General features: G+C 56.7%; 22 protein-coding genes and 2 pseudogenes. 17 read left to right on the forward strand and 7 right to left on the reverse strand.

The genetic code is table 11. The features are described from left to right. Positions 1-5: 5 nt before the first annotated feature. Positions 6-608, reverse strand: a complete 603-nt coding sequence (locus DTA24_RS12220; RefSeq protein WP_008804491.1) for a cysteine dioxygenase — start codon at positions 606-608, stop codon at positions 6-8. A gap of 106 nt (positions 609-714) precedes the next feature. Here DTA24_RS12220 and DTA24_RS12225 point away from each other — a divergent pair, with 106 nt between their 5' ends. The 7 genes and pseudogenes from DTA24_RS12225 (at position 715) to DTA24_RS12255 (ending at position 7,746) form a co-directional block, all read left to right on the forward strand. Further along, positions 715-1,608: a LysR family transcriptional regulator gene (locus tag DTA24_RS12225; protein ID WP_110244788.1), complete on the forward strand. Its 894-nt coding sequence runs from the start codon at positions 715-717 to the stop codon at positions 1,606-1,608. A 144-nt stretch (positions 1,609-1,752) separates the two neighbouring features. Then, a pseudogene (locus DTA24_RS12230) lies at positions 1,753-2,848 on the forward strand (LLM class flavin-dependent oxidoreductase). After that, complete coding sequence (locus DTA24_RS12235; RefSeq protein WP_023340332.1) at positions 2,835-3,986, forward strand: acyl-CoA dehydrogenase family protein; 1,152 nt, start codon at positions 2,835-2,837, stop codon at positions 3,984-3,986. Before DTA24_RS12230 ends, DTA24_RS12235 begins: the two are co-directional and overlap by 14 nt. A 5-nt stretch (positions 3,987-3,991) precedes the next feature. Continuing rightward, positions 3,992-4,954, forward strand: coding sequence for an ABC transporter substrate-binding protein (locus tag DTA24_RS12240; RefSeq protein WP_008804495.1), 963 nt, complete (start codon positions 3,992-3,994; stop codon positions 4,952-4,954). Beyond that, positions 4,951-5,988: an ABC transporter substrate-binding protein gene (locus tag DTA24_RS12245; RefSeq protein WP_032733194.1), complete on the forward strand. Its 1,038-nt coding sequence runs from the start codon at positions 4,951-4,953 to the stop codon at positions 5,986-5,988. Before DTA24_RS12240 ends, DTA24_RS12245 begins: the two co-directional genes overlap by 4 nt. Continuing rightward, positions 5,969-6,964, forward strand: a complete 996-nt coding sequence (locus DTA24_RS12250; protein ID WP_012541421.1) for an ABC transporter permease — start codon at positions 5,969-5,971, stop codon at positions 6,962-6,964. The genes DTA24_RS12245 and DTA24_RS12250 overlap by 20 nt, the downstream gene beginning before the upstream one ends. Continuing rightward, positions 6,958-7,746: an ABC transporter ATP-binding protein gene (locus DTA24_RS12255; protein ID WP_123836842.1), complete on the forward strand. Its 789-nt coding sequence runs from the start codon at positions 6,958-6,960 to the stop codon at positions 7,744-7,746. Before DTA24_RS12250 ends, DTA24_RS12255 begins: the two co-directional genes overlap by 7 nt. 109 nt (positions 7,747-7,855) lie before the next feature. Here DTA24_RS12255 and DTA24_RS12260 read toward each other — a convergent pair whose 3' ends face one another. After that, positions 7,856-9,928, reverse strand: a complete 2,073-nt coding sequence (locus DTA24_RS12260) for a TonB-dependent siderophore receptor (RefSeq protein WP_123836843.1) — start codon at positions 9,926-9,928, stop codon at positions 7,856-7,858. 505 nt (positions 9,929-10,433) lie between these two features. On the opposite strand from DTA24_RS12260, the gene DTA24_RS12265 reads away from it, so the two are divergent. From DTA24_RS12265 to DTA24_RS12300, 8 genes and pseudogenes are all read left to right on the forward strand, one after another. Then, positions 10,434-11,255 carry an ABC transporter ATP-binding protein gene (locus DTA24_RS12265; protein WP_012967950.1) on the forward strand — a complete coding sequence of 274 codons (822 nt, stop codon included), beginning with the start codon at positions 10,434-10,436 and terminating at the stop codon, positions 11,253-11,255. Next, on the forward strand, positions 11,252-12,277 hold the full coding sequence (locus DTA24_RS12270) for a FecCD family ABC transporter permease (protein WP_016161272.1): 1,026 nt from the start codon (positions 11,252-11,254) through the stop codon (positions 12,275-12,277). Before DTA24_RS12265 ends, DTA24_RS12270 begins: the two co-directional genes overlap by 4 nt. Then, a complete protein-coding gene (locus tag DTA24_RS12275) occupies positions 12,274-13,326 on the forward strand; it encodes a FecCD family ABC transporter permease (protein ID WP_008804502.1) in 1,053 nt (350 codons plus the stop codon). Before DTA24_RS12270 ends, DTA24_RS12275 begins: the two co-directional genes overlap by 4 nt. Next, positions 13,316-14,293 carry an iron-siderophore ABC transporter substrate-binding protein gene (locus DTA24_RS12280; RefSeq protein ID WP_074456603.1) on the forward strand — a complete coding sequence of 326 codons (978 nt, stop codon included), beginning with the start codon at positions 13,316-13,318 and terminating at the stop codon, positions 14,291-14,293. The genes DTA24_RS12275 and DTA24_RS12280 overlap by 11 nt, the downstream gene beginning before the upstream one ends. After that, a pseudogene (locus tag DTA24_RS12285) lies at positions 14,259-15,192 on the forward strand (MurR/RpiR family transcriptional regulator). The gene DTA24_RS12280 and the pseudogene DTA24_RS12285 overlap by 35 nt, the downstream one beginning before the upstream one ends. 92 nt (positions 15,193-15,284) lie before the next feature. Further along, positions 15,285-16,052 (forward strand): basic amino acid ABC transporter substrate-binding protein, encoded by a 768-nt coding sequence (locus tag DTA24_RS12290; protein ID WP_008804504.1) that lies wholly within the window; start codon positions 15,285-15,287, stop codon positions 16,050-16,052. 63 nt (positions 16,053-16,115) lie between these two features. Continuing rightward, positions 16,116-16,880 carry an amino acid ABC transporter permease gene (locus tag DTA24_RS12295; RefSeq protein ID WP_004151161.1) on the forward strand — a complete coding sequence of 255 codons (765 nt, stop codon included), beginning with the start codon at positions 16,116-16,118 and terminating at the stop codon, positions 16,878-16,880. Then, entirely contained in the window at positions 16,867-17,589 is a 723-nt protein-coding gene (locus DTA24_RS12300) for an amino acid ABC transporter ATP-binding protein (RefSeq protein ID WP_012967953.1), read from the forward strand. The genes DTA24_RS12295 and DTA24_RS12300 overlap by 14 nt, the downstream gene beginning before the upstream one ends. Positions 17,590-17,838: 249 nt before the next feature. Here DTA24_RS12300 and DTA24_RS12305 read toward each other — a convergent pair whose 3' ends face one another. The 3 genes from DTA24_RS12305 to DTA24_RS12315 form a co-directional block, all read right to left on the reverse strand. Then, a complete protein-coding gene (locus tag DTA24_RS12305; protein ID WP_123836844.1) occupies positions 17,839-18,084 on the reverse strand; it encodes a hypothetical protein in 246 nt (81 codons plus the stop codon). A 17-nt stretch (positions 18,085-18,101) separates the two neighbouring features. Continuing rightward, entirely contained in the window at positions 18,102-18,464 is a 363-nt protein-coding gene (locus DTA24_RS12310) for a hypothetical protein (protein WP_032735853.1), read from the reverse strand. A 114-nt stretch (positions 18,465-18,578) separates the two neighbouring features. After that, complete coding sequence (locus DTA24_RS12315; RefSeq protein WP_023322813.1) at positions 18,579-19,553, reverse strand: amidohydrolase family protein; 975 nt, start codon at positions 19,551-19,553, stop codon at positions 18,579-18,581. Between the two features lie 148 nt (positions 19,554-19,701). Between DTA24_RS12315 and DTA24_RS12320 the strand changes: the two genes are divergently transcribed. Beyond that, positions 19,702-20,658: a LysR family transcriptional regulator gene (locus DTA24_RS12320; protein WP_052524828.1), complete on the forward strand. Its 957-nt coding sequence runs from the start codon at positions 19,702-19,704 to the stop codon at positions 20,656-20,658. On the opposite strand, the gene DTA24_RS12325 is transcribed toward DTA24_RS12320, so the two are convergent. Next, on the reverse strand, positions 20,555-21,787 hold the full coding sequence (locus tag DTA24_RS12325; RefSeq protein WP_023322811.1) for an anaerobic sulfatase maturase: 1,233 nt from the start codon (positions 21,785-21,787) through the stop codon (positions 20,555-20,557). The genes DTA24_RS12320 and DTA24_RS12325 overlap by 104 nt on opposite strands. A 22-nt stretch (positions 21,788-21,809) precedes the next feature. After that, a complete protein-coding gene (locus DTA24_RS12330; protein ID WP_086070306.1) occupies positions 21,810-23,723 on the reverse strand; it encodes a sulfatase-like hydrolase/transferase in 1,914 nt (637 codons plus the stop codon). Between the two features lie 1,067 nt (positions 23,724-24,790). On the opposite strand from DTA24_RS12330, the gene DTA24_RS12335 reads away from it, so the two are divergent. Beyond that, positions 24,791-26,509, forward strand: a complete 1,719-nt coding sequence (locus tag DTA24_RS12335; protein WP_032735847.1) for an ABC transporter permease — start codon at positions 24,791-24,793, stop codon at positions 26,507-26,509. Positions 26,510-26,523 lie beyond the last annotated feature (14 nt).

Genomic DNA, 26,523 nt, shown 5'->3' on the forward strand with positions numbered 1-26,523 from the left:
AGTGGTTATCCTTGATGTTCGCGGGACAAATCCCAGATATTGGGTAAATGGCGGTTAGAGTAGCCGGAGATAAACGGTTTCTGCTGCCCTTCCGGGGTATACACGGCGCGCTTCACCGCGCCGATATTGCCGCCGTAGATGTGAATGCTGATGGAGACGCGATCCGCCAGCGCATTGCTGACGCGATGAATATCGCCATCGTCAGCGGAGACTTTCTCCACCTGGCCTGCTTCCAGAAGCGTGGCGGCGCCCAGCGCGCGCGGGATGCCATCGGCATCCAGCTGGTAGCGCTGGTTTTCCTCCGCGCCGCGCAGCATACCAATGGCCCCCCACACCCGATGGTCATGGATCGGCGTCGCTTGCCCCGGTCCCCAGACGAAGCTGACAATCGAGAAGCGCTCCCCGGAGTCGGCATGCAGCAGATACTGCTGGTAATGGTGCGGATGCGGCAGGGTGTACTCTTCCGGCAGCCAGTCGTCGTAACGCACCAGCGCCGCCAGTCGCTGCGCCACGGCGTCAAGCAGCGGGGCGGTCTGGTGGTGCTCACGGTGCAGGCGGTCTACCTCATGAATGAAATGGCGTAATTTTTCCAGTCGTGGTGCAGTCATGTGCGGTTCCTGTCAGAGGGACTGGTCAAAACGCTAACAGAGGCGTTAATATTATTTAAATGCAATTTACGCATATATTAATATGCAAATTTCACATAAGGATCCTATGCGCATTGACGATATTGACGCTTTGCTGGCCACGGTGCAGTTTTCCTCCCTCAATCAGGCCGCGGAATATCTGGGGATCACCCAGTCGGCCATCACCCGGCGTCTTCAGCGTCTGGAACAGGAGCTGAACGTGACGCTGTTGGAGCGCCAGACCCGTCCGCTGACCCTGACCGCCGCCGGACACCGGGTGTACGAGCAGTGTCTGAGCATTAAGCGTGAGACGAAAAAACTCTACAGCCTGTTGGATCCGCAAGGCGAGCCGCGCGGCGCGCTGCGTCTCGGCGTGCCGCAGAGTCTCAGCGAGATTGCCCTGCCGGCGGCGCTGTCGACGCTGAGCCAGCAGTTTCCCGGACTGTCGCCGCAGATCACCTGCGGCTGGAGCGGACAGCTGCAGCGCCGGCTGGAAAACGGCGAGCTGGACGGCATGCTGGCGATGGGGCCCGCCCAGCAAAGCTTCGCCGAGGGCTACAGCGGACGGCTGCTGTGTCCCCTGGAGGTGGTGCCGATCGTCGGCCGGCGTTTGAATTTGCGCGCGTCATCCCTGCGGGAGTGCGCCGAACAGGGCTGGATCCTTAACCCCGACGGCTGTGGCCTGCGCGCCGGGCTTATTCGCCAGCTGCAGAGTCAGGGATTGCGGTTGAAGCTTAATGTCGAAAGCGCGGGCGCGCAGCTGCAGATAGCGCTGGTGGCGCAGGGACAGGGGCTGGGTCTGGTGCCGCGGGCGGCGCTGGCCAGCAGCCCGTGGCGGGACGAGATTGCGGTCCTCAGCCTCAGCGATTTTCAGCCTGCGGTCTCACTGTGGCTGATCCACGCCCAGTATCTGGCAAACCTGCAGGCGCCGCTGACCTTTTTCGCCAGCAAAGTGGTGCAGCAGCTGACAGTATCCGACTGAAAGCACTATGCATTTTTGTTTAATGCTAATTCAGCATATTAAGATATGATAAAAATGCATTTTGCTCATTAACACACTCTGTATAGGGTAATGACCAGCGCCGCTGTCGCGGCCACTCCATTACCCTGACGCAAGGAGTTGTTCATGAGCATTCAGTTTCTCGGCATGATTGGCCACCGCCTCTCTTCCGAAACGATTGCCCCGGTGGGGCCGATCTTTGACCGCGACTATATCGTTCGCTTTGCGCAAACCCATGAAGCCGCCGGGTTTGATCGTCTGCTGGTCGGCCACTGGTCCGATCAACCCGACGGCTTTCTGGTGACGGCCCTGGCCGGGCTGTCGACGCAGAAAATCCATTACCTGCTGGCCCATCGCCCCGGTTTTGTTTCGCCAACCCTCGCCGCGCGCAAATTCGCCACCCTTGAGCACCTGTTGGGGGGCCGGCTGGCGGTCCATATCATCAGCGGCGGCAACGATGCCGAGCAGCGCCGGGATGGCGATTATCTCGACCACGACCAGCGCTACGCCCGCACCGACGCCTTCCTCGACACCGTGCGCCAGGTGTGGACCAGCGAGCAGCCGGTGGATATTCACAACGATTTTTATCAGGCCGAGCAGGCCTGGTCCGCCATTCGCCCGCTGCAAAAACCGCATCTTCCCATCTACTTCGGCGGCTCGTCGGAAGCGGCCATCGCCGTCGCCGGCAAACATGCCGACGTCTTCGCCCTGTGGGGCGAGTCGCTGGCGCAAACCGGAGAGACCATCCAGCGCGTGCGCGCCGAAGCGGCGAAACACCAGCGTGATATCGGCTTCAGCGTCTCGTTCCGGCCGATTATCGCCGGCAGCGAAGCCGAAGCCTGGGAGAAAGCCGAGCATATCCTGCACGTCGCCACCGAGCAGGCGGCACAGCGCGGAGGGGGGTTCAAAGCCAAACCGGACAGCATCGGCGCCCAGCGGCTGCGGGCTACCGCGGCGCAGGGCAGAGTGGTGGACAAACGCCTGTGGACCGGCATCGCCCAGCTGGTGGGCGGCGGACATAACTCCACCGCGCTGGTGGGCACCCCGGAGCAGGTGGCGGATGCGCTGCTCGATTACTACGACCTCGGGGTGCGTAACTTCCTGATCCGCGGCTTCGATCCGCTGAACGACGCGGCCGACTATGGCCGGGCGCTGCTGCCGATCGCCCGGGAAAAAGCCGCCCGGCGTGCGGTGGCGGAGCGCGCATCGTGATCCATCCTGAGCGCGACGACTGGGCCCGGCAGCTGACGGCGCTTCGCCAGCAGATGGCGGAGCAGGCGGCCAGCCTTGACGCCAGCGGCGAGTTTCCCTGGCGTAATATCGACCATCTGCGTGCGGGGGGCTGGTTAAGTCTCGCCGTGCCGCCATCCTGCGGCGGCGCGGGCGCCACTCTGGCCCAGCTGCAGCAGGTCATCGCCGCCATCGCCTGGGGAGAGCCGGCGACAGCGCTGATCGTCTGCATGCAGTATCTGCACCATTTGCGGCTGGCGGAAAACGACGCCTGGCACGCGCCGCTGCGCCAGCAGGTTTTTCACGATGCTGTCGAACACGGTGGCCTGATCAACAGCCTGCGCGTCGAGCCGGAGCTGGGATCCCCGGCGCGGGGCGGCCTGCCGGACACCGTGGCGACCCGTCGCGCGGAGGGCTGGGACATCAGCGGCCATAAAATTTATACCACCGGCATTGAAGGGCTGCGCTGGCTGGCGGTGTGGGCCAGAAGCGATGATAACCCGCCGCTGGTGGGCACCTGGCTGGTGGCTGGCGACAGCCCGGGTATCAGCGTGGTGAAAAGCTGGGATCACGCCGGGATGCGGGCCACCGGCAGCCATGAAGTTATTTTTAACCACGTGCGGGTGGCGGCAGAGCACGCGGTGGATGTCTGGCCGGCCGATGCGCCACCCGCCGCGGAGGCCGAACCGTTTCGCCTGTTCGCCAACCGGCAGACGGCGCTGCTGGCGGCGATCTATGACAGCATTGCCCACGCCGCTCACGACTGGCTGGTGAGGTGGCTGGCGGGACGGGTACCCGCCGGTCTCGGTCATCCGCTCTCTCGTCTGCCACGGGTGCAGGAGAAAGTCGGGCAGATCGCCGGGCTGCTGCTGGTCAACCGCAGCCTGCTGGAGCAGGCCGCCGCGCTGCGCTTTTCCGCTATCGAGGCCAATCTGGCGAAAGTCACCATCACCGACAACGCCATTCAGGCGGTGAATATTGCGCTCGAGCTGACCGGAAATCATGGCCTGAGCCGACAGAACCCGCTGGAACGCCACTACCGCAACGTGCTCTGCGGACGGGTACATACCCCACAGAGCGACAGCGCCTGGCTGGCAGCCGGCAACTTCGTCTTTCAATCACAAGGATAATCACGATGCGTCTATCATTTTCAGGCCGGGTGGCGGCAGCGCTGATGCTGCTGGCGCTGGGCGGCTACGCGACAGCGCAGGAGCGGATCACCCTGCGTATCGCCGATCAAAAAGGCGGCATGCGTTCGCAGCTGGAGGCGGCCAACGCCCTGCAAAATCTCCCTTACGACATTAAGTGGGCCGAGTTCCCGGCCGCCGCGCCGCTGGCGGAAGCCCTCAACGCGGGCGCCGTGGACGCGGGGATCATCGGCGATGCGCCGTTGCTCTTTGCCCTGGCCAACGGTGCGCCGGTCAAGGCCATTGCCGTGGATAAAAGCAACCCGGCGGGGACCGCGGTGCTGGTTTCCCCCGGCAGCACGTTAAAAAGCGGCGCCGATTTAAAAGGCAAACGCATCGCCACCGGTAAAGGGTCGATTGGTCATTTCGTGGCGCTGAAAGCGCTGGAGCAGGCGGGGATTTCACCGAAGGAGGTGCAGTGGGTGTTCCTCGGCCCGGTGGACGCCAAAGTGGCGCTGCTTAACGGTTCGGTGGACGCCTGGGCGACCTGGGAGCCCTACACCACCCAAATGGTGAAGACCAACGAGGGGCAGATTCTGGTGAGCGGCAAAGGGCTGCTGCCGGGGAATACCTTCCTCGCGGCAACGGATTCCGCGCTTAACGATCCGCAAAAACGCGCCGCGCTGCAGGATTATCTCCAGCGCCTGGCCGGCGCTGAGCGCTGGGCCTACGCCAATCTCGACAGCTACGGCAAAACGCTGGGGGAGATCATCCGCTTCCCGGCGGAGATCGCCCGGGCGCAATTTGCCAACCGCCAGTCGCAGTGGCAGCCGCTGGCAGAGGAAACGGTGACCCAGCAGCAGGCAACGGCGGACTTTTATCTCGCCAACGGCCTGATCCGCACCCGGCTGGACGTGAAGCCGACCTTTGACCCCAGCTTTAGCGTGCCCGCCGCCGAGGTGACACCATGACCAGAAACACTTTTTCCCGCCGCCGTTTTTTACAGCTCAGCGGCGGCCTGGCGCTGGCCGGGGTCTCTCTGCCGCTGTGGGCTCACGATATGGCGGACATGGCCAGCGGCGATGCCCATCCGGCGCTGCGCCTGCCAGAGCCCTACAAGATCAAGCTGGCGATCAATAAAAGCGCGGTATGCCTTGCGCCGGTCGCCGTCGCCGAGCAGCAGAAGATTTTCAGTAAATATAACCTCGACGTTGAGTTTGTTAACTTCGGCAACTCCACCGATGTACTGCTGGAGGCGATCGCCACCGGTAAGGCCGACGCCGGGGTGGGGATGGCGCTGCGCTGGCTGAAGGCGCTGGAGCAGGGCTTTGACGTCAAGCTCACCGCCGGAACCCACGGCGGCTGTCTGAACCTGCTGACGGCCAAAGACTCGCCGTTCGGCGGCCTCGAGAGCCTGAAGGGACAAACCATCGGCGTCACTGATATGGCCGGGCCGGATAAAAACTTCTTCGCCATTCTGCTTAAGCGCCACGGTATCGACCCGATCAGCGACGTGCAGTGGAAAGTCTACCCGGCGGATCTGCTCAGCGTGGCGCTGGACAAGCGCGAAATCGCCGCCATCAGCGGCAGCGAGCCATTCAGCTATCGTCTGCTGGAGACCGGCAAGTATCAGCTGATCGCCAGCAATATGACCGGGGATTATGCCAACCTCAGCTGCTGCGTGCTGGGGGTGAGCGGGAGCCTGGCGCGGGACCATAAACCGGCCGCCGCCGCGCTCACCCAGGCGATCCTTGAGGCGCACAGCTATGCCGCTGCGCATCCGGAAAGCGTGGCGCAATCCTTCCTCGCCCATGCCCTGAACACCAGTGAAGCGGAGGTGAGCGGCATCCTGCACGGGCAGGGCCACGGCCATCATGCGGTGGGCGAAGCATTCGTGAAAGAGCTGACGCAGTACGCGGTCGACCTGCAGCGGGTGCAGGTGATCAAGCCGGGTACCGATCCCCATCAGTTCGCGGAGAGTATCTATGCCAACGTATTCGCCTGAGCAGGCTCTGGCGCGCCCCACCGGCCGCGCGCCGCTGTGGGGAGAAGGGCTGCTGGCCGCCGCGCTGTGGCTGCTGGGCGGTCTGTTTACTCTGACCTGGCCCGATGCCGGGCGGCGCTGGCCGTTTAGCGAAGGGTGGGCGCTGGCGCAATTCACCCTCGGCAGTGGATTACTGCTGCTGGCGCTGAGCTATCGCTACTGGCGAGCGCGCGGCGCGCGTGTGCGGCATGCCGGCAAGTGGCTGGCGCTGTTGCCGGTGCTGTTTGCTGTCTGGGAAGGGCTGACCGCCAAGAGCGCCGTGCTGCCGGTGCCGTTTTTCGCGCCGCCGCAGGCGCTGATCGAGGTGCTGCACGACGACTGGCCGCGCCTGCTCGACAGCCTGTTGCACTCGCTGGGGCTGCTGGGGCTCGGCGTGCTGCTGGGCACCAGCAGCGGGTTCATCACCGGTCTGGCCATTGGCTGGTCGCAACGGATTGGCTACTGGGTGCATCCGGTGTTACGTCTGCTGGGGCCGGTGCCGTCCACCGCGCTGCTGCCGCTGTGCCTGTTTATTTTTCCCTCGAGCTTCGGCGCCAGCGTGTTTTTGATCGCGCTGAGCACCTGGTTCCCGGTCACGGTGCTGACCTGGTCCGGAGTGATGGGCATTGATAAGGCGTGGTACGACGTGGCGCGGACCCTCGGCGCCAGCCAGCGTTTCCTGATCCTGCGGGTGGCGATCCCCGCCGCGCTGCCGAACGTCTTTGTCGGCCTGTTTATGGGGCTCGGCGCGTCGTTTTCGGTGCTGATTGTCGCCGAAATGGTCGGGGTGAAGTCAGGGATCGGCTTTTACCTCCAGTGGGCCCAGGGCTGGGCGGCCTATCCGAATATGTACGCCGCGCTGCTGGTAATGGCGTTGTTATGCTCCGGCCTGATAAGCGGATTATTTATGCTGCGTGACCGGCTGCTGAGCTGGCAGCGAGGAGGAATGCAATGGTAACAGCGACGCCAGATTCGCCGGCGATAGCGCGCGGCGCGGCGGTATCCATCAGCCATCTTCATCATGCGTTTACGCTTGGCAAACAGACGGTACCGGTGCTGGAGAATATCAGTCTGCAGCTGCGCCCAGGGGAAAGCGTGGCGCTGCTGGGCCCTTCCGGCTGCGGCAAATCAACCCTGCTGCGGCTGATGGCGGGGCTGGAAGCGCCGCAGAGCGGACAGATGCAGATCGACGGCGCGGCGCCCGGCGCCCCGGGGCCGGAGCGGATCCTTGTGTTTCAGGATCCGACGCTCTACCCATGGCTGACGGTACGGCAGAACGTGCTGCTGGGCCCGCAGGCGCAGGGCAAAAAGGGGCTGGAGGCGAAGGCCGACGCGCTGATTGACCGCATCGGGCTGCAGGCCTTCAGCGAGGCGTGGCCGCGGCAGCTGTCCGGGGGGATGGCGCAGCGTGCGGCGCTGGCGCGCGCCTTGTTGAACGAACCGCGCCTGCTGCTGCTCGACGAGCCGTTGGGTAAGCTGGATTCCCTGACTCGCATCAGCATGCAGCGGGAGCTGATCGCCCTCTGGCAGCAGCAGGGGTATACCAGCCTGCTGGTGACCCACGATATCGAAGAGGCGCTGCTGCTGTGCGAGCGGGTACTGGTGATGTCGCCGCGTCCAGGGCGGATTATCGCCGAGTTCGCGCTGCCGCTGGATTTTCCCCGTCATCGCGATAACCCGCAACTGCTGCAGCATCGTCAGGATATATTGCGCATCCTCGGCCAGGAGGAGGACTGGTAAGCTGAACGCATTGCCCGGTGGCGGCTGCGACAAATGTCACGGAAAGGTAGGCCTGTGCAAGCGCAGCGCCGCCCGGCAATGAACATCCGGCGCGACGCCATGGTCCGGCTTAAAAATCCATCTTCACCGTGAACTGCACTTCGCGCGGGTCGCCAATCTGGTTGCCGAGGTTATTGGTGCCGATGGAGGAGGTGAAATAGGTCTTATCAAACAGGTTCTTCACATTCACCTGCAGCGTCACCGGATACTGCAGCTTCATCTTATAGGCGGCGAACACATCCGCCACCGCATAGCCCTGCAGATAATAATCCGCGCCGTTGGTGCCGGAGCGCTTGCTGACCGCATGACCGCCGCCGCCGACGGTCAGGGTATTGCTGTTATAGACGTTATGAATGTCATAGGTCAGGAACAGCGAGCCGGTATGTTTCGGTACGTTTGGCAGCGGTTTCCCGGCGTAATCCGGATCTTCCAGCACTTTGGCGTCGGTGTAGCCGTAGCTGGCGATCACGCTGAGGTTATCGGTGATGGACCCGGCCAGGTCCACTTCCACGCCCTGGGAACGCACCTTGCCCGCCGTTTTGGCCACTGTCTCATCGCCAATGCTCTCGGTGTACAGCACGTTACGCTTATGAATATCAAACAGCGCGATATTGGCGGTAATGCCGTTTAACAGGTCGAATTTGGCGCCCACTTCGTAAGAGGTGGACTCTTCCGGCGGCAGTTCGCCGATATAGCTGGCGATCGACGACTGCGGCATAAACGACTGGGCGACGTTGGCGAACAGGGAGACGTTCGGCGTCACCTTGTAGACCAGGCCGGCTTTCGGCGTCCATTTCTCATCGCGGCTGTCGGTATTGACGTTAAATGGTCGGCCTTTACCGGCGTACTGGGTGTAGTACTGGTAGCGCACGCCGGCGACGGCGATCCAGTTGTCGGTCAGGTACAGCGCGTCCTGCACGTATGCGGCATAGCTCTCCTGCTGGATACGCTGATCGCTGTCGGAGGCGGAGACGGTATTACAGGTGTCGAGGGTGCCGTAGACCGGATGATAGATGTTAAAGCCTTTCACGTTCTTGCAGCGCAGCATATCCGTGCGCAGCAAATCGTAATTCTCATAGGCGACGCCGGTCAGCAGTTCGTTATAAAAGCCGCCTACCACCACGTTGCCCTGCAGGTCAGCGCGGGTGGAGTGCATCTTCTGCGTTGAACCGTGGGTACCGTCGACCCGGCGGGTGAGATTGCCGGTCGCCGAATCATAGGCCATCACCCGCGCCTGGTTATCGTTGTAATTATCCTGGCTGTAGCTGTAGTCGAAGCGCGCGGTCCAGGCGTCGTTAAGGCGATACTCGGCGTTGAGCTGAGCGAGATCGGAATAGCCATCGGTAATATTAAACGCTTCATCGAAGCGGGTTTTGCGATCGACGTTCACCGCATGGCCGGTGTTCAGATCGAAAATAGTGCCGCGGTCAAAAGGCGCGCTGTAGTCGCGGTGCGAATAGGACGCGGTCACCGTCGCCCGCTCGCCAAACCAGGTCAGGGAAGGGGCGATAAAGCTGCTTTTGTTTTTACCAAAATTGCGCCAGTAATCCTCATTCTGGTATTCCCCAATCAGCCGGTACGCCAGATTCGTGCCTTCGATGGGGCCGGTGACGTCGAAGCTGCCGGTACCGCCGCCAAAGCTGGTGGACGTCGCGGAAACCGAACCAGAGAACTGCCGCTCCGGCCGTTTGGTGATGACGTTGATCAGCCCGCCGGGGTCGAGGATACCGTACAGCGTTGAAGCTGGCCCCTTCAGGACTTCCACCCGTTCGGTGGCGGCGTTAAAGCTGCGCGGCAGCACGGTGCGCAGACCGTTGGTCATGATCGAGCCGTCGCGGTTGGCGCCGAAGCCGCGGCGGGTAAAGGCGTCCTGGGTACCGCCGAGGGTGTTGGTCTGCACCACGTTAGCGACGTTATACAGCGCCTCATCGAGTGAGGTGGCGTGCTGATCTTCGAGAACCCGATCGCTGACGGTATTAACCACCTGCGGAATATCCAGCAGCGGCATCGAGGTCAGCGTCGCGGTGGCGGAGCTGAGTGGCTGATAGCCGCTGGTGGCGCTCTGCTGCGCGCCGTCGGCCACCACGGTGATGGTCTCTTCCGCGTCGTTATTACTTTTCGCCGCGCTATTGTCGGCGGCCATTAATCCCGGTGAGGCTAAAAAAAGAAGCGAAAAAAGCGCGCGCCCTTGCAACGCTCTGCAGGCGACATGGGGTTGAGTCATTATCTGTTTCTCGTGAACGAATCTGCCTTTGCGGTCAGATTAAGCCAATAAAATCATTGCCCTGAATAATAAAAGCACTCTGTTTAGCGTCTGAACGCGCCTTCAGATGTGTAATTGAGAATCATTCAATCATGAAGGGATGTAGTAGTAAATGTTATGTAAGATAAAAAATTGGCGGTGGGGAATGGCGGGGTCATCACGTCTTTTCAATGAGGTGGTGTGTTGTTATTTTATTGATATTAAATGATTTTATTGGTTTTACTGTTGCGCAGCCTCGCTGTAGTGCTCGCGACGGACGGATGACGATGGCGAGTATTGACTACTACATCTATCCCCGTCATGATCAAAAGAGAATGAGATTTATTTTTGTTTGACTGCAGACTGTTCAGCGATGGCCTGGAACGCTGCGGCGCAGGAGCGAGTTATGCCACAGCGGGTGAAACCTGCAGAGCAGGGGATCGTACTGGATGCCCTGTCGGCCGGATACGGCCAGACCCTGATCGTTGACGATATCAACCTGACCATTCCCACCGGCAAAATGACGGTGCTGGCCGGGGCGAACGGCTCCGGTAAATCCACGCTGCTCTCGACCATCGCCAGAATGCTGAAACCGCTCGGCGGCTGCGTGCGTCTGGACGGGCAAGCCATTCACCAGATGCCGACGAAGGCCGTCTCGCGCCAGCTGGGCATCCTCCCGCAATCGCCGCTGACCCCGGAAGGGTTAACGGTTTTCGAGCTGGTCTCGCGCGGGCGCTACCCATGGCAAGGGCTGATGCGCCAGTGGTCCGAGGCCGATGAGCTGGCGGTGGAGGAGGCGCTGCGCTTAACCGGTACCGCCGAATTCGCCCATCTGCCGGTGGACAGCCTCTCCGGCGGCCAGCGTCAGCGCTGCTGGATCGCCATGGCGCTGGCCCAGCAAACGGCCACCATTCTGCTCGATGAGCCGACCACCTGGCTCGATCTGCGCTATCAGGTCGATATCCTCGAGCTGCTCCAGACTCTCACCCGCGAACATGGCCGCACGGTGGTGACGGTGCTCCATGACCTTAACTTTGCCGTTAACTACGCCGATCTGCTGGTATTCCTCAAACAGGGGCGCATCGCCGGCACGATTAGCGACAACAATGTCTGTAGCCCTGAGCTGATTAAACGCGTGTTTGACGTTGACGTGCAGATGTCGATTAACCCGCAAACCGGCAAACCGTTCTTTATGCCGTTTCGCGCCCGCCAGGCCGTTGACGCATGAGCGCCGCCGTTATGTACGCCGCGCGGCGTCATGCCCGCCCCCGACTGGCGCTCTTGCTGCTAACGCTGCTGCTTATCGCCGCCTCGCTGGTGCATCTTGGCTTAGGCGCCCGCTGGATCGCCCCACAGACGGTGCTGCAGGCGCTGCTGGAGTACAATCCGCGCAACTTCGACCAGCGAATCATCGTCGATCTGCGCCTGGTGCGGCTGGCGGCAGCGCTGCTGACCGGCGCGGCGCTCGGCGTCGCCGGGCTGCTGCTGCAGACGGTGATCCGTAACCCACTTGGCGAGCCGCATATTCTCGGCCTTAACGCCGGCGCTTCGCTGGCGGTGGTGGCGACCTCTGCGCTGGGCCTGTCTCTCGGCGCTTTCCCCGCCGGGCGCCCGCTGACCGCCGCCTGCGGCGCGGGGCTGCTGTTCGGTGGCGTGATGGCGCTGGCCTCTGCCGGGCGCGGCGGGGCGACGCCGCTGCGCATCACGTTGTGCGGAGTGGCGCTGTCAGCGTTTGCGTCGGCGGTGACGGCGGCGATATTGATCCTCGATGAACAGACGCTGCTGGCGATGCGTACCTGGCTGGCCGGCGACCTGGCCGGACTGAACTGGAGCACGCTGCAGACGGCGCTGGTTCCGGCGCTGATCGGCCTTGGCGTCGCGCTGCTCATTGCCCCACGGCTCAATGTGCTGGCGCTGGGGGATAAGGTGGCGCTGGGCCTTGGCGTTAATCTCGTCCAGACGAGGCTGCTGGGTCTGCTGGCGATTGCGCTGCTGTGCGGCGCGGCGGTGGCGGTGGCCGGGCCGATCGGTTTTGTCGGGCTGGTGGTGCCGCACGTGGTGCGCCGTCTGGTGACGGAAGATATCCGTCTGGCGCTGCCTCTGGCGGCGCCGGTGGGGGCGCTGGTGCTGGTGCTGGCGGACATCGCCGCCCGGACGCTGGTCGCGCCGCAGGAGCTGGCGACCGGGGCGATGACCGCCCTGGTGGGCGCACCGCTGTTTATCTTTATCGCCGCGAGGTTTTTTAAATGACGCGCGCCGTTCACCGGGCCGGTTTTCGGCCGCTGGTTATCGCCTCCCGCCAGCTGCTGCTGCGCCCGGCGGCGCTCAACATTGCCGCCATCATGATGCTGATGCTGCTGGCGCTCGGGCTGTACAGCCTCAGCCGCGGCAGCTTTCCGTTGCCCGCGTCGACGCTGGCGCGGGCCCTGCTGGCGCCGCAGGATATGGGCGAGCAGCCGCGCTTTATTCTGTTTGATATCCGCCTGCCGCGGATCCTGATGGCGCTGCTGTGCGGGGCCATGCTGGGGCTGGCCGGCGCGGCGATGCAGAGCATCACCCGTAACGGGCTGGCCGACCCGGGGCTGATTGGCGTCAAAGAGGGGGCCAGCATCGTGGTGCTGGCGCTGGTGCTGTTTTTCCCGGCGGTAGGCCTGGTCTGGCGGCCGCTGGCGGGGATGGTCGGCGGTGTGGCGGTGGCCTTGCTGGTCCTGACGCTGGCGCGCGACTGTTCGCGGCCACGCTTTATTTTAATTGGCATCGGCGTCTCCTGGACTCTGGCGGCAGCGGTCGGCATCTTTATGACCACCGCCGACGTTCGCGACGTGCAGACGGCGATGATCTGGCTGGCGGGCAGCCTGCAGGCCGCCACCTGGCCGCTGCTGGCGGTGGCCTTTTGCTGGGCGCTGCCCGGGGCCATCATCCTGTTCTGTACCGCCCGTGCGGCGGACGTGGCGCTGCTGGGCGACCGGACCGCCATCGGCCTCGGCGTACGTCTGCAGCAGCTGACGATGCTGCGCTTTTTCGCGCCGGTGCTGCTGACCTCGGCCAGCGTCTCCTGCGTCGGCAGCCTGGGCTTTGTGGGCCTGATGGCGCCGCATATGGCGCGTTTTGTGCTGCGCGGCGGCCAGGTATCGCTGCTGTGCGGCAGCGCGCTGATTGGCGCCTTGCTGGTGCTGGTAACCGATACCCTTGGCCGGCTGGCGTTTGCCCCGCTGCAGATCCCGGCGGGGATTGTCATTGCCCTGGTGGGCTGCCCATTCTTTGTTGTCTTGCTCTGGCGTCGCCGTGATGCCCTTTAACCAGGAAGGTAGTATGCGTTGGTTCGTCTCATTGCTGCTGTTGCTGACGGGGGCCGTCAGCGCCGCCGCCCCACAAACTCAAACTTTCACCGATGATTTAGGCCGCACGGTCACCGTCCCGCTGCATCCGCAGCGCATTGTTTCGATGCACGATCTCGATATTACCATTCCGTTGATTGAGCTCGGGGTGCCGCCGATCGCCAGCCACGGCCGGACGCGCCCGGACGGCAGCCACTATCTGCGCGCCAGCGCCCAGCTCACCGGTGTCGATTTCGACAACAGCGATATCCGCTTTATTGGCACCGCCGATATCGATCTGGAAGCGGTAGCCGCCGCAAAGCCGGATCTGATTATCACCGAGCCCAGCCGCCATGTGTCAGTGGAGCAACTGGAGAAGATTGCCCCGACGGTGAGCATCGACCATCTGCAGGGTAGCGCCCCGGAGATTTACCGCAAGCTGGCGCAGCTGACCGGCACCCAGCCGCGGCTGGCGATCCTTGAGCGCCGCTATCAGGAACAAATCAAACAGCTGAAAGCGATGGTCAATCCACCGCAGTACAGCGTCTCCGTGATCCAGGCGAACAACGGCAAGGTCACGGTGCATCATTCGTATCATGCGCTGGGCCGGGTGCTGCGCGATGCCGGGTTCCGCTTTCCGCCGCTGATTGAGCGGATCCCCGACGGTCAGCGCATTGACGTCAGCGCTGAACAGTTGCCGGAGCTGGACGCCGATTTTGTCTTCGCCACCTGGCGGTCGGATACCGGCGGTAAGCCGCAGGATGAGCTGCAGGCGATGGAAGGCGTGATGCCCGGCTGGTGTGACTTTTTGCGTGCCTGCCGCACCGGGCACTATATTTTGCTGCCGCGGGAAGAGGTGATCTCTAACTCCTACGCCGCGCTGTCTCTGATGGTGGCCCAGGTGCAGTCGCATATTGCCGGCAGGCCCATCCCGGCGGAGGCCAAATGAAAAGCGCGGTAAAAAAAGAGAAGGGCAAAGTCGATCTGTTCGGCGAACGCTATCGCGCCCGGGCGCACCAGCTTTCCCCCCGGCTGCGGGCCGTGGTCAGCTATATCAACGACAACCGCGAGGTGGTGCTGGAGCATACGGCGATGGAGATCGCCACGGCGACCCAGACCTCCGACGCCACGGTGGTACGCGCCATCCAGGCGCTGGGTTTCGCCGGGCTGCGCGAGCTTAAGCAGACCATGGAGCGCTGGTTCGGCACCTCGGTCACCTCGGCGGAAAAGATGCGCTCGACGGTCACGGCGCTCTCCAGCGACGTCAACTCCAGTATTGATTTTGTGCTTGAAGGCCATCAGCGGGTCTGCGAGGTCCTGTCGCGAGCCGACAACCGCGCGGCGGTGGCCCAGGCGGTGGCATTGCTCAGCGACGCGCGCCAGGTAGGGATCTTCGGCATCGGCGCCTCGGGGATCCTCGCCGAGTACACCGCCCGGCTGTTCAGCCGCATTGGCCTGCCGGCGTATGTGATGAACCGCACGGGCTTCAGCCTCGCCGAGCAGCTTATCGGCCTGCAGCGCGGCGATGTGCTGATCATGATGGGGCAAAAATCCCCCCATCGCGAAGGGATGACCACCCTGCGCGAGGCGAAGCGGCTGGGTATTCCGACCATCCTGCTGACCCAGGCGGTGGACTCGCGCTTCAGCCAGGAGGCGCAGGTGGTGATCGACGTCCCGCGCGGCGGGGACAGCAGCCGGATGCCGCTGCACGGCACGGTGCTGGTCTGTCTGGAGATGATTGTCCTGTCGGTGGCCTCCACCACGCCACAAAAAACGGTGAAATCCCTGAAACGAATCAACGACCTGCACCGGGCCATCGGTAAATCCGGCGGTAAACGGGGCAGTTGAAGAGATAATTCACCAGCGGGAAGGTTTCCGGTTGCATATAAAAGTCAGTGTGTGTATTTTTATGCAAAATAAATGCATAAAAAGGAAATCTCATGGTCAAGAATTTGCTCAAGGCGTGTTTCATGATGGCCGCGCTGACGGCAGCCGGACAGGCGGCTGCGGAAACCTATACCGTCGGTTCCGGCGGCACCTACCGGCCGTTTGAATTTGAAAACAGCCAGAAACAGCTGGAAGGTTTCGACATCGACATCATCAAAGCCATCGCTAAAGCCGAAGGCTTTGACGTCAAGCTGGTCAATACCCCATGGGAAGGCATCTTCGCCACGCTGAACACCGGCGACCGCGACATCATCATCTCCGGGATCACCATCACCGATAAGCGCAAACAGATGGTCGATTTCTCCGCGCCGTACTTCCCGGCCGAGCAGTCTATCGTCGTCGCCCAGGACTCGCAGGTGGATTCGCTGGCGGCCCTGAAAAACGAGAAGGTCGGGGTGGTGAACTCCAGCACCGGCGATATCGTGGTTTCTGAGGTGCTGGGCAAAAACAGCACCGCGATCAAGCGTTTCGACAATACCCCGCTGATGCTTCAGGAGCTGTTTGAGGACGGCGTCAGCGCCGCGGTTGGCGACGTCGGGGTGGTGAAGTACTACATCAAACAGCACCCGGAGAAGCAGTTCAAGCTGGTGCCGGATGCCAAATTTGAGCGTCAGTATTTCGGTATTGCGGTGGCGAAAGGCAACAGCGAACTGCTGGGCAAGATCAACGCCGGGCTGCAAAAGATTGTTGCTGACGGGACTTACGCCAAAATCTATAAAACCTGGTTCGACGACAACGTGCCGACGCTGCCAGCGCAATAATCCACCTTTTTCAGTGACCACGGCTATCGCCCAGGCGATAGCCGTATTTTTTAGGGAAGGACTATGACGGGATTCCGTTGGGAGATCATCGAGGAGTACGGCCCGCTGTTTGTGGACGGCGCCCTGATGACGATTAAATGTACCATTATCTGCGTGATCCTCGGGACGCTGTGGGGGTTAACTCTCGGTCTCGGGCGGATGGCGAAGGCCGAGCACGGGCCGTGGAAATATATTCTCCGCTACCTGGTGCAGTTTCCGGTGCGTTTTTACGTTAGCGCCTTCCGCGGTACGCCGCTGTTTGTGCAGATTATGGTGGTGCACTTTGCGCTGGTGCCGCTGTTTATCAACCCGCGCGACGGCCTGCTGGTGACCAGCGGCCTGATGAGCGCTGACTTTGCCCGCGAGCTGCGCGCCAGCTACGGGGCGTTCCTCTCCTGCATCGTGGCGATCACCCTTAACGCCGGAGCCTATGTGTCGGAGATTTTCCGCGCCGGCATCCAGTCGATCGACAAAGGGCAGATGGAGGCCTCCCGCGCGCTGGGCATGCCGTGGTGGAAAACCATGCGCAAGGTGATCCTGCCGCAGGCGTTTCGCCGCATTCTGCCGCCGCTGGGCAACAACGCCATCGCCATTGTCAAAGACTCGTCGCTGGCTTCGGCGATTGGCCTGGCCGATCTGGCCTACGCCGCGCGCACCGTCTCCGGCGCCTACGCCACCTACTGGGAACCCTACCTGACCATCTCCCTGGTCTACTGGGTGATCACCTTCCTGCTGGCGCAGCTGGTTAACCGTCTGGAAAAGAGGTTTGGCAAAAGTGATTCACATTAATAACTTACATAAGCGCTTCGGCGACAGCCACGTGCTGCGCGGCATTAGCTGCGATATTAAACCGCAGGAAGTGGTGTGCATCATCGGCCCGTCCGGCTCGGGAAAAAGTACCTTCCTGCGCTGCATGAACGCCCTGGAAACGGTCAGCGAAGGCGAGGTGGTGGTTAACGGCTTTGCCGCCCACGACCGGACCACCGACCTCAACAAGATGCGCGAAAGCGTCGGCATGGTGTTCCAGCGCTTTAACCTGTTCCCGCATATGACGGTGCTGGAAAACCTGATTATGGCGCCGATGAATCTGCGCAATATGCCGCGCCAGCAGGCGGTCGACCTGGCGGACGCCTTGCTGGCGAAGGTGGGCTTAAGCGATAAGCGCGACGCCTGGCCCTCGAGCCTGTCCGGCGGCCAGCAGCAGCGGGTAGCCATCGCCCGTGCGCTGGCGATGAAGCCGTCGATTATGCTGTTCGATGAGCCCACTTCGGCGCTGGATCCGGAGCTGGTGGGCGACGTGCTGGAGGTGATGAAAAACCTCGCCAGCGAGGGGATGACGATGGTGATCGTGACTCATGAAATGGGCTTTGCCCGCGAAGTGGCCGACCGGGTGATCTTCATCGACCAGGGCGTGATTCAGGAAGAGGGCAAGCCGGGGCAGATCTTTAGCGCGCCGAGCAACCCACGCACCGCCGCGTTCCTCAGCAAGGTGCTGTAAACCGAGCGGGCTGGCGCCAGGCCAGCCCGCTGAGATACGCAAAACACGACCAACAGTGAGATACAAGGGAAGACGTTGGTTGAGGCAGAAACTAGCAAAACGGCCATCAATTTCCGCCCTCTGCTGGCTGAGCGTAACGGCACAGGTATCACACATGGAAAATACGATATGCCGCCGACGACTCACCCGATTACTATGAAGACGTTACAGTAAGAGCACCGCCGGTTAGCCGTCCGGACGATGATCGCTTTATTCCTTCTCTGCTTCAGAGGGATAGTTACAACCCGGAACTGGGCTGGCGTGACAGTTTCCCAGCGGTGTTGTCTGTAACGGCTCATGTTGTTCTGAGTAGACATATTGCTGGATCTGTTGCTCCGAACGTACTGGCTGTTCAGTAGAAAAAGGCAGCTCTGGCGATGTGCTCTGAAAGGCCATGACCTGAGTGGCGTAGAGACAAAGTGCGGAGAGCAGGATAGAGTGGATGAGTAGTTTCATAATTAATTCGATTGCCGTTACCTTTTGCATGCCGCAAGTATTGCTTCAATGTCATCAAAACGGTTTACGCTGTGTGGCAGGTAATAAAAATCAACTGCTGTTACATCGTTTCCCCTCGCACTGATCTCAACTTCAGCAATATTCTTTTGCTGAATTCCCTGGAGCAACAATTTATCGGTATTGTCGGGAAGAATCCCGCTGTGGACTAAATGCAACTGATGCACTTTCGCAGCCTTACCCAAACACTGTTCGACCTCCAGGCGCGGGCGTTCAATCAACGTCGTCCTCAGTTCCGGATGAATGTCAATTTGATCCAGATCGCCACAGCCCAATAATAACCCGGGAAGTAAAAATACTCCGGTCAGTCGAATCATTGACATCGTTCATCCTTTAAACCTAAGTCGCGTGAATCTCATGGTATGACATATTAATTCAATAAATTGTTAACAGACGCACTTAAAATGAGGTCTGACGCAGACCTCATAGGCTTTTAATTAGTGAGGAAGATTAAATAAATTCAGCGCATTGTGACGAGATATTTTCAATTTATCATTTTCACTGAGCGGTAGCGTATCAAACCAGTCTGATGCCCATTGCATCTCTTCAAAGGGAAAATCCGTAGAGAACATTATGCGTTCAATGCCAAGTTCCTGAAGAGCAACTTGCAGAGCGGAGCTGCGGAAATTTCCAGAGGTGGTTACGTGAAAATTATGGCTAAAGTAGTGCTGGAAAGAATGGCTGCACGGATACCCTCGTGGCTCATTCTCAACCCGATGATCAATTCGCCAGATAAGGGCAGGTAAACCTTCGCCAAGGTGACCCAGAACGAGCTGGAGATCGGGATGACGGTCAAACAATCCTGAACCCATCAGGCGCAACGCATGAGTGGCTGTTTCAACGCCAAACGCCCATGCAGACCCCAGTAGCCAGGGATGCCCCTGGTAGACCTGCGCTCGGGACGGGAGCGGATTACGTGGGTGGAGATAAAAAGGGCGCTGGAAGGCGGCAAACACCTCCCAGAACGCATCATAACGACCATCGTCGAGATAAAGAGCGGTATCCTCACTTTCATGTTGAGAAAAACCGTTGACCAGTGCACCTACGAACCCCAAATCCACAAAACATCGGGTCATTTCTTCCGTAGCAGCATCCGGGTCTTGCATTGGCAAAGCGGCGAATCCACGAAAGCGATCGCGATGTTTTTCGATCTGTTCCGCCAGCGCATCATTGGCTCTATGCGCGACCTCTATAGCACGAACAGGATCGTGGATGCGCTGAATAGCAGGTGCATTTAATGACACTATTGCCAACTCAATACCCGCGTTATCCATTTGACGTAGACGTTGCTCGCCGACCGCCTGAATATGATATTTAATTTCATGCCATTTCTCTGGATAGATAGAGTCATAGGAGTCTTCTAAAGTATCCTCAGTAGCGAAATGTTCCTCTAATGCAATTTTATTTTTCATATTGAAATACTCTTCCGTATATTTATACTGATATTAAACGAGCTTCAAAGTATGTTTTAAAAAAGTCCGCTATTGAAATATCATTATGGTCTTCAGAATATCAGCTTGATATAGAGTTGTATCATTTTCTTACAACCAGGAGGGCTCGATGGATCTAAGGCGTTTAAAGTATTTTGTCACCGTGGTGGAATTAGGCTCATTTTCCAGAGCCGCCGCTCATCTTTGTATATCGCAACCACCATTAAGCCAGCGGATCCAGGAGCTGGAGAATGAAATGGGTGGGGAACTCATCGACAGGCGTTCCCGGCCATTAAAGACAACCGTAGCGGGGGCGCTTATTTATCAGCAAGCAAAAGAGATTTTGCAGCGCACAGAACAGATGCAAGGCTACGCGCAGCGCATGTTTCATCCGGAAGTCAACGTAATCAAAATTGGTTTTGTCTCAGCCAATTTTCACGCCCATTTAGCGTCAGTTGTCAGACGTTTCATACAGTTGTGTCCTGAAGTAGAAGTTCAGGTAGTAGAGATGAACAGTATACAGCAGGTGGAAGCGCTACGTGCTGGGCATATTGATATTGGTATAGGCAGAATCAATGTGGTTGCTGATGATATAGAACAAATCACGCTGTATCAGGAACAGCTTATCGCCGTATTACCACAAACACATCCCCTGGCCAAACGCGGTTGCGCTGTTTCACTGGCCACGTTTAACGGGGGACGATTCATCATTTATACCAACCAAAAAAGACCGAGCCTTGCCGATGAGTTACTGGCACGACTGGTTTCACTCGATGTGAAACCTCAGCGAGTCATTGAGGTAGAGCAGTACGACTCGGCGCTACTGCTCATTGCCTCTGGTTACGGAATGACCGTGGCACCGGCTTCAGCCCGTTTGATTTCAATGCCCGGGATAGCCTATATACCGTTGATAGAAACGCTCACCATTCCAATGGTGATGTTCCACCGCAAGGAAACTCGCTCTCGACTATTGCAGCAATTCTTTACCGCGCTCGACGAAGTGAGAATCGATGCTGCTTGCGCAAATACTGTATCAGAGCCGCAGGGGGACAGCCTCGAGCCAGCAACGCAGCCCACAGGTTCATAACGGGCTGAATATGCTTGAAAAAATGCTGATAACCCGCGCACAGATAATTATGTCCTGCCGTGCCTGATGACGACCGGCTAAAGCGATGTTTTGGACAGCCCCCCTGACAGGCAAAGCGAAACTGACAGACTTTGCAGTCATCGGTGAGGGTTAACTTTTTGGCCAGACCAAACGCCATGGCGGCTTCACTGTTATTGATTGCATCAATACTATCATGATGGATATTACCAAGAAGATGTTGCGGATAGACATAGTGATCGCAATTGTACAGATCGCCATTCGCCTCTAATGCAAAAGCATGTCCACAGGTCTCCGCATGAACGCATAGTACGGCTGGTTGTCGAGTCCAGGCCGCAATGGCGACATCAAACATTTGCACCGCAATCTGGCCAATATCCCGGCGGATCCAGATGTCAAATACCTGACTCAGAAACTCGCCGTACTGCTTCGAAGGTACTGACCATGGGGCCAGACGCGCTTTCCGTTCGTCGGGTGTTACCAATTTGAGTCGTGGGTTTGCTTCTGTACTCACTCGTTCAACCAGCGGAATGAATTGCATGTAGCGTGAACCACTATGCCTAAGAAACTCATAGACCTCACCGGCGTGGGCGACATTATGGTGTCCCACTACCGTCAGCGTATTGAAATCGACCTGGAAGCGATGCAGCAGCGATAATGCTTTCATCACAAATCGATGGCTACCTTTCCCCGAATGACTGATGCGGTAACGATCGTGGAGAGTTTCGGGCCCATCAACAGAGAGCCCAACCATAAAACGGTGCTGTGCGAGAAAGGTTGCCCACTCTTCGTTAAGCAGTATCCCGTTGGTCTGCAACGTGTGCGTTATCTTCACCCCTTGACCATAGCGCTGACAGAGTTCGACAACCCGCTTAAAAAAGGGAAGCCCTAAGAGCAAGGGCTCACCGCCTTGCCAGGAGAACGTCACCGGATGGGAGTGTTGTGCCGCGATGTGCTGCTTAACATACTCCTCCAGAGTCTCTTCTGACATTTTCCAGTGCTGCTTACGCTGTGGATATAACGACTGCTTTTCATGATAGAAGCAATATTTACAATCGATGTTGCATTTCGCACCACCGGGTTTAGCCATAACATGACATTGACGATACATGATGTTTTCATCTCAATTAAAATTAATCTCTTATTAAACGACGAACTCTTTCAGGATCGAGATCCCAGCGGATACCATGAAGGGGAGGGATCCAGCTTCCGTCGTCTTTTCCTGTGATTTCGTTTGAGAACAATGCATTCAATTTTTCGTTCATGCTCAAAATTAGGGATACGTTTTGGTGATTATTTGCCAGATTGTTCATTTCATGGGGATCCGTCTTCAAGTCATATAACTCAATATCATTAAGGCTAAAAAGTGCATCCGGGGTCTGAGGCGTATGGTGCTGCTGTAATGAAAAATAGCGTGTAAACTTATATCGTCCATCGAAGATCATCCGGACGCCACCTCTTTTTCTGAGGTCAGGGGACAGTACAGAAAAACGTTGTTGCTTTTCTTCTTTACTTAACGTTTCATTTCTAATGATTTTAAACATATTGCCAATATAGGTCGCATCAGAAAATAACAGCATGTCGTAGCAATATAAAATGCCTTTTCTTATAGCATCAATGGGAGATGATTCTGGATTAAATAAAAGTGTACTAAAGTCATATCCTTTACGGTTTTTCAGTGTAAGGCTTTTGGCTTTGTTTGCTTTGCCCGTCAAGCCAACCAGGGTGGGAGCGATATCTACATGGGAAGTGAGCGATGAACATTTTCTGCCACCAGGAAATGCAGGGTGACTGATTATCATTGGCACATGAACTTGCTCTTTATAGGTACAAGTACCTTTGCCGTTCATCTGGTGAGCGCCACATAACTCACCATGATCGGCGGTATAAACAATGATAGTATTTTTCGTTAAATTTAACGCATCTAGTTCATCGAGGATCCTGACCAAATGAGTATCGTTATCCCGAATGCAGTTAAAATAGTAATCCTGGAGAATTCGCCAGCGCCGATCCTGATCGGCAATATTTCCAACCATTAAACCATTACATAGTTGATACTCAAGATGCGCTGGTGGTCTGCCATGCTCACTGAACGCCTGGTGTCTGGAGGGGGCGAGCGGAACCTCGGGCCATGAGTCCAGATAAATCGTATTTTGTGGTGCTTTATTTGGTGTTGAAGAGTTACTGTTGAGAATCAGAGCGCCGTGCCATTGGTTTTTATCGGTGTCACTGTCTGTATCTATGTACATCGTGTCGTGAGGGTTAACCAGGTTGACTGCCAGAAACCACGGCTTATTATTAGATTGCATTTCACTACCTTTATCTCTCAACCAGTTTATCGCTTCTGCAGCAGTGAGTTCATCGTATAAATAACCGCCATGGCTATGCCCAATAATGTCACCAATTCCGGTATAGTCGTGAAAACCATATCCTTCCATAATTTCATGTAGTTTGATCCTGGGTATCATGCCGAGATCAGTACTTCCATCAGTGTTTTTGGTTACTGGATCTTCCATTAAAGTACTTAGGTGCCATTTCCCTTTATAGGCAGGATAATAGCCCATGTCACTCATGATATTACCAATGGTGCCTAATTCAGGGTCAAGGCTATCCGGCATCCACGGGAAACCAGGATTATCGAACATTTTGGTTTCTGGCATATGTAAACCGGTATATAACACCGAGCGCGATGGCGTACAAACACTACTGCAAATATGATGGTTAGTGAATGTGGTGCCTGATGCCATTAAGCGCTCACGTCCAGGTACGGGGAACGGATATGGATCAAAATAACGCTCCTGATCTGATGTGATAAGTAGAATATTGTAGCCTTCGGGGATTTGATCAGGCAGCTTTCCACTAAAATGATAACGATAATTTTTGGATAATACCTCCTCTTGTTGGTGGGTGAGATTATCAGCTACGGGGGAGGGCGCTAAATTCTTTGCTAATGTTTCTGGTGCGGTGACTAAGGTTGCGGCCGTAATGGCTCCAGATCCTAACAAGAAGTTCCGGCGTGAAATCTTTATTTTATCCGTCATGTTAATTTCCTCTTTAAAATACCTTGATGGATAAAAGTATGATAGTTTCCGCGGGCAATAAAGCCTGATCATGTAAGATATTGTGCGATTATTTTCAACTTTACCTAACTTTTCTATCTCCTCGATATTCGATGAAATCATGTGTCATTACGTTTATCCCTGTAATTAAATTTAGCCGACAACCATTATTCAGTGACAATGGAAATATATATATCAAAATGAACATGTCGTATTATTTGGATACATGGATTATTATTTTGTCATAGCTAAACAGTTCATAACCAGAAGTGATTCTTTTATTTACGAATGAGGATGCATAGTTATAATAGGACATCTTTAAAACAGGAGTCGGACATTGAGCAGTTACTCTACAATCAATAACAAGGCAAACTAGCGAAAAATTGCTGGCGCTGCTTGCCGGTCCCGATGGGAAGCAATCTTACCTGGAACATGAGATTGCGCTATAACATTAGCATTGAGGTAGTGCGGTGTGCTTATCAATAATATCCAGATACCGCTTAATTAATCCAGTATCTTCATGAGGAGACATGATATGACACTCAACATTTCTGATGAGCCTCCATCGAGAGGGCTAGCTACAGGCTGACTATCTGCATTGAAATTAGGTGGATGCAATGGAGGTAGTCATTACAGTTGCCTTAAAACTGTCGAGAATGACCTTTCATTTTATGCACTTAGATGAGGTGTAGCATGTTGCTCACAACCAAACGTTATATGTTTTTAATTGATGTTGATAGCACTATTCCTTTTTCAGCGTTGGCGAATGTCTGCCAACCACCGCGGAATTCATCACCTTTCTTCATTCATAAAACCTTCCCGGGCAGGAAAAGTCTCGTTAGTCGTATCTTGCATAAATTAGCAAAAAAAAGACAGCGTGCTGTTATAGATTATATAAATACGCTGCTGCCTTAATTCATAATACGCCACAGAGGATCGGATAAAACGGGGTACCTCTGTGGCTGTTTGGAGTTTTAAATTCCATCTTAAATTATTCATTTGCGCCCAGTGAATGGTATTTTCTGTGCGTGAATTGATGAGCGGAGACTCTTATTATGTATTCATTGACAGAACACAGAAGTAAGACAACTTCATGGCTTAATGATGTAGTCGTCTGTTTCATTTTTATGGCAAGTATTGCTTCATTTATCTACGGTTGGCAGGGGATGCATAGCGTATTCAATGGGCGTGATTTACCTGTGATTAGACTGGATTATCATGTTCTTCCTTATTATACGCTGCGCACCACTATGCGCCTGGTTATCGGGCTTTTTTACTCAATGCTATTTTCAATTGTCTTCGCGGTTCTGGCAGCAAAATATGCACCGATGAGAAGAGTTATTTTGCCCTTTGTCAACTTTATGGAGTCTGTACCGTTAGTAGGATTCCTGACTTTCACTACCGCCTTTTTCCTGGGACTTTACCCACATAGTGTTATGGGGCTTGAGGGTTTAGCGATATTTGCCGTGTTTACCGCGCAAGCCTGGAATATGATGTTGACGCTGTACCAGACGCTAAGAGTGGTGCCTAACGAACTGGTAGAAGCGGCGGATGCATTCCGCTATAACCCATGGCAGAAATTCTGGCGGCTGGGGTTTATCTACTCATTTCCCGGATTACTGTGGAATACGATGGTATCGCAGTCTGCGGCTTGGTTTGCATTGATAGCTTCCGAGATGCTGACAGTAGGTAATGGGAGTACAAATTTACCTGGCGTTGGTTCTTATATCGGTATTGCGCTTCAGGATGGTAGTGTTCCTGGTGTTATTCGCGGGGTATTGGCGCTTATCGTTAATATCGTCATCTTTGACCAATTACTCTTTCGCCCGTTAGTCCGCTACGCTCATCAGTTTAAATATGAGGATGTGAGTGACAGAAAAGTACCCAGTTCATGGTTCTATCACTGTCTGAGTCATTCAATGATTGGACATGGGCTGGAGCACGTTTGTAAACAGTTCTCCCGGATCTGGTTGTTTGTATTACCAAAAATCTGGTATGGATTACGGCTTCATCGCGTGTTTGCTATTCTGGGCCAAATGAACTGGCTGTGGTCAAGCTTGTGGTATCTGGCAATCGTAGTTGGCTGCATTTACTACGGTCATCAGCTGTGGTTGTTTATTCCTAAGGAGTATCTGACTTCACTTCCGGGCTGGATGGGGTTAACTGCGGGGCGGGTCATTGCCGCCATGGTACTTAGCGTCATTATCTTTACGCCGCTTGGTGTCTGGATTGGTCTACGGCCCGGTCTGGTTCGTTTTTTCCAGCCAATTATTCAGGTTTTCGCTGCGGTTCCTGCCAACGTCTTTTATCCGTTGATTGCTTTTATGATTGTGGCGTGGCACCAGAATTTGGGGAGCTGGACCATCCCAATGATCATGCTCGGTACACAATGGTATGTTCTGTTTAACGTCATCGCTGGCACATCAATGATCCCCAGCCAGATGGTTGAGGCGAGTAAAATTTTTCATCTTCGCGGATGGCTGTGGTGGACTAAATTCACGCTTCCGGCCGTCTTCCCTTATATCGTCACAGGCGTTATTTCGGCAGCCGGGGGGGCATGGAATACTGCGATTGCTGCTGAGGTATTAAACTGGGGAAAAATTACCCTACAAACGTATGGTCTGGGCGCCTTTATCTCTATCGCCAGCGATGCCGGGCAAAATCCGCAGGAAGCATTAGGATGTCTGGCGATGTGCTTGATGGTGCTGCTGTGCATTATTTTCGTCTGGCAACCCCTGTATCGCTATGCAGAAAATCGTTTCAAATTCGATTAACAATTAAAAGTTCG

Source organism: Klebsiella sp. P1CD1 (genome assembly GCF_003790505.1).
Lineage (GTDB): Bacteria > Pseudomonadota > Gammaproteobacteria > Enterobacterales > Enterobacteriaceae > Klebsiella > Klebsiella variicola.

Excerpts from the sequence above, each read along its gene's own strand:
- DTA24_RS12270 (WP_016161272.1), top strand. The coding sequence starts at position 11,252 with ATGAGCGCCGCCGTTATGTACGCCGCGCGGCGTCATGCCCGCCCCCGA.
- DTA24_RS12295 (WP_004151161.1), top strand. The coding sequence starts at position 16,116 with ATGACGGGATTCCGTTGGGAGATCATCGAGGAGTACGGCCCGCTGTTT.
- DTA24_RS12320 (WP_052524828.1), top strand. The coding sequence starts at position 19,702 with ATGGATCTAAGGCGTTTAAAGTATTTTGTCACCGTGGTGGAATTAGGC.
- DTA24_RS12280 (WP_074456603.1), top strand. The coding sequence starts at position 13,316 with ATGCCCTTTAACCAGGAAGGTAGTATGCGTTGGTTCGTCTCATTGCTG.
- DTA24_RS12290 (WP_008804504.1), top strand. The coding sequence starts at position 15,285 with ATGGTCAAGAATTTGCTCAAGGCGTGTTTCATGATGGCCGCGCTGACG.
- DTA24_RS12245 (WP_032733194.1), top strand. The coding sequence starts at position 4,951 with ATGACCAGAAACACTTTTTCCCGCCGCCGTTTTTTACAGCTCAGCGGC.
- DTA24_RS12275 (WP_008804502.1), top strand. The coding sequence starts at position 12,274 with ATGACGCGCGCCGTTCACCGGGCCGGTTTTCGGCCGCTGGTTATCGCC.
- DTA24_RS12225 (WP_110244788.1), top strand. The coding sequence starts at position 715 with ATGCGCATTGACGATATTGACGCTTTGCTGGCCACGGTGCAGTTTTCC.
- DTA24_RS12305 (WP_123836844.1), bottom strand. The coding sequence starts at position 18,084 with ATGAAACTACTCATCCACTCTATCCTGCTCTCCGCACTTTGTCTCTAC.
- DTA24_RS12255 (WP_123836842.1), top strand. The coding sequence starts at position 6,958 with ATGGTAACAGCGACGCCAGATTCGCCGGCGATAGCGCGCGGCGCGGCG.
- DTA24_RS12240 (WP_008804495.1), top strand. The coding sequence starts at position 3,992 with ATGCGTCTATCATTTTCAGGCCGGGTGGCGGCAGCGCTGATGCTGCTG.
- DTA24_RS12335 (WP_032735847.1), top strand. The coding sequence starts at position 24,791 with ATGTATTCATTGACAGAACACAGAAGTAAGACAACTTCATGGCTTAAT.
- DTA24_RS12325 (WP_023322811.1), bottom strand. The coding sequence starts at position 21,787 with ATGTATCGTCAATGTCATGTTATGGCTAAACCCGGTGGTGCGAAATGC.
- DTA24_RS12220 (WP_008804491.1), bottom strand. The coding sequence starts at position 608 with ATGACTGCACCACGACTGGAAAAATTACGCCATTTCATTCATGAGGTA.
- DTA24_RS12260 (WP_123836843.1), bottom strand. The coding sequence starts at position 9,928 with ATGGCCGCCGACAATAGCGCGGCGAAAAGTAATAACGACGCGGAAGAG.
- DTA24_RS12265 (WP_012967950.1), top strand. The coding sequence starts at position 10,434 with ATGCCACAGCGGGTGAAACCTGCAGAGCAGGGGATCGTACTGGATGCC.
- DTA24_RS12310 (WP_032735853.1), bottom strand. The coding sequence starts at position 18,464 with ATGTCAATGATTCGACTGACCGGAGTATTTTTACTTCCCGGGTTATTA.
- DTA24_RS12250 (WP_012541421.1), top strand. The coding sequence starts at position 5,969 with ATGCCAACGTATTCGCCTGAGCAGGCTCTGGCGCGCCCCACCGGCCGC.
- DTA24_RS12315 (WP_023322813.1), bottom strand. The coding sequence starts at position 19,553 with ATGAAAAATAAAATTGCATTAGAGGAACATTTCGCTACTGAGGATACT.